Source organism: Clostridium sp. (assembly GCF_051278035.1).
Taxonomy (GTDB): Bacteria; Bacillota; Clostridia; order Clostridiales; family Clostridiaceae; genus Clostridium_AD.
In genome coordinates this window covers 1-6,267 of sequence record NZ_JBNMNU010000219.1, presented here as the reverse complement: position 1 = coordinate 6,267, position 6,267 = coordinate 1, and the positions used below count along the sequence as shown (strand labels likewise).

The 6,267-nt window shown below is 35.2% G+C and carries 7 protein-coding genes; all 7 read left to right on the top strand.

Annotated features, from left to right (window positions below):
- Positions 1 to 9 precede the first annotated feature (9 nt).
- The 7 genes from ACJAX4_RS21315 (at position 10) to ACJAX4_RS21285 (ending at position 6,083) form a co-directional block, all read left to right on the top strand.
- Positions 10 to 390, top strand: a complete 381-nt coding sequence (locus ACJAX4_RS21315) for a 3-aminobutyryl-CoA ammonia lyase (RefSeq protein WP_435791450.1) — start codon at positions 10 to 12, stop codon at positions 388 to 390.
- Positions 391 to 505: 115 nt separating this feature from the next.
- Positions 506 to 1,321 carry a 3-keto-5-aminohexanoate cleavage protein gene (locus tag ACJAX4_RS21310; protein ID WP_435791449.1) on the top strand — a complete coding sequence of 272 codons (816 nt, stop codon included), beginning with the start codon at positions 506 to 508 and terminating at the stop codon, positions 1,319 to 1,321.
- 41 nt (positions 1,322 to 1,362) lie between these two features.
- Complete coding sequence (gene atoD / locus ACJAX4_RS21305; protein ID WP_435791448.1) at positions 1,363 to 2,016, top strand: acetate CoA-transferase subunit alpha; 654 nt, start codon at positions 1,363 to 1,365, stop codon at positions 2,014 to 2,016.
- A gap of 1 nt (position 2,017) precedes the next feature.
- Positions 2,018 to 2,683 carry a 3-oxoacid CoA-transferase subunit B gene (locus ACJAX4_RS21300; RefSeq protein WP_435791447.1) on the top strand — a complete coding sequence of 222 codons (666 nt, stop codon included), beginning with the start codon at positions 2,018 to 2,020 and terminating at the stop codon, positions 2,681 to 2,683.
- Between the two features lie 12 nt (positions 2,684 to 2,695).
- Positions 2,696 to 3,733: an L-erythro-3,5-diaminohexanoate dehydrogenase gene (locus ACJAX4_RS21295; protein WP_435791446.1), complete on the top strand. Its 1,038-nt coding sequence runs from the start codon at positions 2,696 to 2,698 to the stop codon at positions 3,731 to 3,733.
- A gap of 51 nt (positions 3,734 to 3,784) precedes the next feature.
- The gene (gene ablA, locus ACJAX4_RS21290) at positions 3,785 to 5,038 is read left to right on the top strand and encodes a lysine 2,3-aminomutase (RefSeq protein ID WP_435791445.1); all 1,254 of its coding nucleotides are present in this window, start codon (positions 3,785 to 3,787) and stop codon (positions 5,036 to 5,038) included.
- A 1-nt stretch (position 5,039) separates the two neighbouring features.
- Complete coding sequence (locus ACJAX4_RS21285; RefSeq protein WP_435791444.1) at positions 5,040 to 6,083, top strand: hypothetical protein; 1,044 nt, start codon at positions 5,040 to 5,042, stop codon at positions 6,081 to 6,083.
- The last annotated feature ends 184 nt before the right edge of the window (positions 6,084 to 6,267 follow it).

Sequence of the window (6,267 nt, the reverse complement as noted above, 5' to 3'; positions counted from 1 at the left end):
GAAGTAAAAATGAAATCTTTGATCAGATTAAGAATGAGTACTCATGATGCACATTATGGTGGGAATTTAGTGGATGGAGCAAAAATGCTTCAATTATTTGGGGATGTAGCCACAGAACTTTTAATTTTAAACGATGGTGATGAAGGGTTATTCAAAGCATATGATGCAATAGAATTTTTAGCTCCAGTTTATGCAGGCGATTTTATAGAAGCTGTTGGAGAAATAGTAACTGTAGGAAATTCATCAAGAAAAATGATTTTTGAAGCAAGAAAGGTAATAGTACCAAGACCAGATATAAATGATTCAGCTTGTGATTTATTAGAGGAGCCTATAGTAGTTTGCAGGGCAAGTGGAACTTGCGTAGTACCTAAAGATAAGAAAAGGAAATAGTACTTTAATGTAAACCTTATCATATTTTAAAGCTACAAATGATAAATAACTAATGAATAAATTAAGAGTATTAATAATGGTCATTCATCATAGATGTATTTAAGGAGGTAATTACATGGAAAAATTAATAATTACTGCAGCTATATGTGGAGCAGAAGTTACAAAAGAACATAATCCAAATGTACCTTATACAGTTTTAGAAATAGCAACAGAAGCTGAAAAAGCATATGATGCAGGAGCTAGTATCATTCATTTGCACGTACGGAGAGATGATGGAACATCTACTCAAGATAGAGAAAGATTTAAAGCTTGTATTGAAGCTATAAAAACTAGATGTCCGGATGCAATTGTTCAACCTTCTACAGGGGGAGCAGTTGGTATGAGTAATACAGAAAGATTACAACCAGTTGATCTTAGGCCTGAAATGGCTACGTTAGATGCGGGTACTTGTAATTTTGGTGGAGACGACGTATTTGTAAACACTGAAAATACTATTAAAGAATTTGGTAAAAAGATGATTGAACTTTCCGTAAAACCAGAAATTGAAGTTTTTGATAAGGGCATGATAGATATGGCTATAAGACTTCAAAAGAAGGGTTTTATAAAGTCTCCAATGCATTTCAATTTTGTTATGGGTGTGAATGGAGGAATATCAGCTACTCCAAGAGATTTAGTGTTCATGGAGGGGAGTATTCCTTGTGGAAGCACTTTCACTGTATCGGGTATTGGTAGAAGCGAATTCCAAATGGCTGCTATGGCTATTGTTATGGGTGGACATGTAAGAGTTGGATTTGAAGATAATGTGTATATTGAAAAAGGAGTTCCGGCTAAATCAAATGCAGAACTTGTAGAAAGAGTAGTTAGAATTGCTAAGGAGCTTGGTAGAGAAATTGCCACTCCAAAGGAAGCAAGAGCAATATTAGGTTTATAGGCATTGTTATATTCCTAGAGGAGTATAAGGAGGTAAAATTAATGAATAAGATTACATCTTTAGAAAAAGTAAGATATTTACTTAAAGACGGTATGTCGATAATGATAGGTGGGTTTTTAGCCTGCGGAACACCTGAAAAGTTGATAAATTTAATAATAGAAACAAATGTTAAAAATTTAACTATAATAGCAAATGATACAAGCTTCGTGGATAGAGGTATAGGCAAACTTATAGTAAGTGGTCAAGTTAAAAAAGTTATAGCTTCTCATATAGGAACAAATGCTGAAACTGGAAGACTTATGACAGAAGGTAAAATGGAAGTAGAGCTTGTGCCACAAGGAACACTAATCGAAAGAATAAGATCCGCGGGAGCTGGTCTTGGTGGAGTGCTTACGCCTACAGGGGTGGGTACTATGGTGGAAGAAGGAAAGCAAAAACTTAACATAGAGGGAAAAGAATATTTACTAGAGCTTCCAATCAAAGCTGATTTAGCACTTGTTTATGCAAGTGTTGTGGATGAAATTGGAAATGCAGTTTATTATGGAACAACAAGAAATTTTAATCCGATTATAGCTACTGCTGCAGAAGTTGTGATAGTAGAAGCTCAAAACGTTGTTAAAGTTGGGGAGATTGACCCAAATAATATTGTTACTCCAAGTGTATTGGTTGATTATATTATAAAGGGGGTTAACTAATATGGCTATGGATAGCAAGCTTGCAAAACAGGTTATTGCAAAAAGAATTGCCAAAGAATTAAAGGATGGACAACTTGTTAACTTAGGTATAGGGCTTCCAACATTAGTTGCAAATTATATTCCGGAAGGTATTCATGTTATTTTCCAATCAGAAAATGGTATGGTTGGTATGGGAGCGTCTCCAGCACAAGGAAACGAGAACAAGGATGTAACTAATGCAGGTGGACAATTTAGCACAATACTTCCTGGTGGAGCATTCTTTGACAGCGCAATGTCTTTCACCTTAATAAGAGGTGGACATGTTGATATGACTGTTCTTGGTGCGCTTGAAGTAGATCAAGAAGGAAACCTGGCTAATTGGATTGTACCAGGGAAAATGGTTCCAGGTATGGGCGGAGCAATGGATTTAGTAGTGGGTGCTAAAAAGGTTATTATTGCAATGCAACATACAGCTAAAGGGATTCCTAAAGTATTAAAGAGATGTGCATTACCTTTAACAGCAAAAGCACAAGTTAACCTTATAGTTACGGAACTTTGCGTAATGGAAGTTACGGGTAATGGACTTGTACTTATTGAAATTCATAAAGATACAACAGTTGAAGAAGTTAAATCACTTACTGGGGCAGAACTCATCATATCAAAAAATCTAAAAATAATGGATATATAATAGGAGGAATACATGATAAATAAAGGATGTAAATACGGAACTCACAGGGTGCTTGAACCAAAAGGTGTATTGCCACAACCAGCAACTAAAATCTCAAATGATATGAATATATTTGATAATGAAATTTTAATTGATGTTCAGGCTTTAAACATAGACTCAGCTAGCTTTACTCAGATAGAGGAAGAAGCAGGGCATGACCTTGAAAAAATAAAAGCTAAAATCACCGAAATTGTTGCTTCAAGAGGAAAGATGCAAAATCCTGTAACAGGGTCGGGTGGAATGCTTATCGGTAAAGTTGCGAAAATAGGAGAAGCATTGAAGGATAGAAATTTAAAAGTCGGAGATAAAATAGCTTCCCTAGTTTCACTATCATTAACTCCTTTAAGAATAGATGAAATTATAGAAATTAAACCAGACATCGATAGAGTTGTAATAAAAGGGAAAGCCATTTTGTTTGAAAGTGGATTATATTCAAGACTTCCAAAAGATATGAGTGAAAATTTAGCACTAGCAGCATTAGACGTTGCAGGAGCGCCTGCTCAAGTTGCTAAACTTGTTAAATCAGGTCAATCAGTTCTTTTACTAGGTGCGGCAGGTAAATCAGGGATGCTTTCCTGCTATGAAGCAGTTAAGAGAGTAGGGCCAACAGGAAACGTTATAGGTCTTGTAAGAAACGAGGAAGAGGCAACAAGGCTCGCAAGATTAGGATTAAGAATGCAAATAATTATTGGAGATGCTAGAAACGCTATTGATGTAATGAATAGTACTCTGGCACACAACAATGGATGTGAAGTAGATGTAGCGATAAACATAGTTAACATTCCAAATACTGAAATGTCAACAATTTTACCTGTGAAAAATGACGGGACAGTTTACTTTTTTTCAATGGCTACAAGTTTTACAAAAGCAGCACTTGGTGCTGAAGGTGTAGGTAAAGATATTGCTATGATTGTAGGAAATGGGTATACTAAAGGTCATGCTGAGATAACTCTTGAAGTGCTTAGAGAAAATGAAACATTAAGAAAAGTGTTTGAAGAATTATACGTTTAATGACACTGTAGGTGTGGATTCAGCAAAAAAAATTAAAATGGAGGGATTAACATGAAGGTTAATAGAAGATTTGAATTATTTAAAGGTGTAACAGACGAAGAGTGGAACGACTGGGAATGGCAAGTTAAAAATAGAATCGAAACGGTAGAGGAACTAAAAAAATACATACCATTAACTGAAGTAGAAGAAGAAGGAGCTAGAAAATGCGTTCAAACATTAAGAATGGCAATAACTCCTTACTACCTTTCATTGATAGATATAAATGATCCACATGATCCAATAAGAAAGCAAGCTATACCAACAGGGCTTGAATTACATCAGGCGAATGCTGATTTATTAGACCCACTACACGAAGATTCAGATTCTCCAGTGCCAGGGCTCACTCATAGATACCCAGATAGAGTATTACTATTAATAACTGATCAGTGTTCAATGTACTGCAGACACTGTACAAGAAGAAGATTTGCTGGACAAAACGATAATGATATGCCAATGGAAAGAATAGATAAAGCGATTGATTATATCAGAGAGACTCCAGAGGTTAGAGATGTATTATTATCAGGTGGAGATTGCCTCCTTGTTTCAGATGATAAATTAGAATATATTATCAAAAGATTAAGAGAAATTCCACACATTGAAATAATAAGACTTGGTTCAAGAGTACCGGTAGTTCTTCCACAAAGGATAACTCCAAAACTCGTTGATATGTTAAAGAAATATCACCCAATTTGGTTAAATACCCACTTTAATCATCCAAATGAAATAACAGAAGAAGCAAAGCTTGCTTGCGCTCGAATGGCGGATGCAGGAATACCTCTAGGAAACCAATCAGTCCTTTTAAGAGGAGTTAATGATTGCACACATATAATGATGGAGCTTGTTCATGAGCTTGTTAAAATGAGAGTTAGACCATACTACATCTATCAATGTGACCTTTCAATGGGACTTGAACACTTTAGAACACCAGTATCTAAAGGAATAGAAATTATGGAAGGGTTAAGAGGTCATACTTCAGGATTCTGTATACCAACATTCGTTGTTGATGCTCCGGGTGGTGGTGGAAAAATTCCAGTAATGCCAGCATATATTATATCTCAAAGTCCTGAAAAAGTAGTGCTTAGAAACTTTGAAGGAGTTATAACTTCTTATGAACAACCAACTAACTATACATCAGACTGCCACTGCGCCGTATGCGAAGGGAAGAAAGCGGTTCATAAGGTAGGAGTATCAGGTATATTAAATGGTCAACAAATGTCTATGGAACCAGTTGGACTTGAGAGAACTTTAAGAGGAAATCACGAATAAAATGAAAAATATCCACAATAGGCCTACGATTTTAGAAATGATTCGAAAATATGACAGTATTTCTATCATAGGAATGAGTAAAAATGTAGGAAAAACAACCACTTTAAATCATATATTGAGAGAAGCCAGAGGGAGAATATCCCTTGGCCTTACCTCTATAGGAAGAGACGGAGAAGAGCGCGACCTAGTAACTGCAACGGAAAAACCTAAAATTTATATAGAAAAGGGAACTATAATTGCTACTGCAAAACAATGCCTATTTAATAGTGATATCACTAGGGAGATTTTAAAAACTACTGGTTTTAATACTCCTATGGGAGAAATAATTATATGCAGAGCATTAAGTGACGGATATGTGGATTTAGGCGGTCCATCCGTAAATTATTATATGACTTCAATATGTGATGAACTTAAGAGGTTTGGAAGTCAGCTAGTAATTGTTGATGGTGCCCTTAATAGAAAAACCTTCGCTTCCCCATCAATTACTGACGCTACAATTTTATCAACTGGAGCAGCACTGTCAAGAAGTATGATTAAGGTTATAGAAGAAACCAGGCATACGGCCCAACTACTATCCTTAGAAAATGAAAACGATATGACCATATTAAAGCCCGCCAGGGAAATTTTGAACGGTGGCAGAATAGGGATTATTCGCAGAGATAATACTATAAAAATGCTAGATGTACTTACAGCATTAGGATCTTCTAAGGAAATTGTTGGGGTTTTAGATGGAAATACAACCTGTGTAGTTATTAAGGGTGTAGTTTCAGATAAACTTTTAGAAGAAATTATGGCGTCTACAAATCAGTATAAAGGAGTTGTTTTCCTAGTTCAAGATGGAACAAAGCTGTTTTTAACTAGGGACACTCTTTATAAATTTCAGAAGCAAGGTGGAATATTAAAAACAATAAATAAAATAAATATAGTATGTGTTACATCCAATCCAAAATCACCTTATGGGTATGAATTTGATAAGCATAAGTTTTTAGATGGACTTAGGAATAATTTAAATGTACCTGTATTTGATGTGATCGGAGGGGAGTAAAATTAAATTTTTAGATGAGCAGCAGAGAGATCAAATTGGATTTTCTTTTGTTATGGACAAACTTGGTATAATTACTTCTTATGGCCTTAGCGAAACAAGAAATATTAAGCCATTTAAATCTTCACAAATAAATCAATTAACCCATGAATTAAATGGCATAGAAAATATAATTAAATCAATGAAT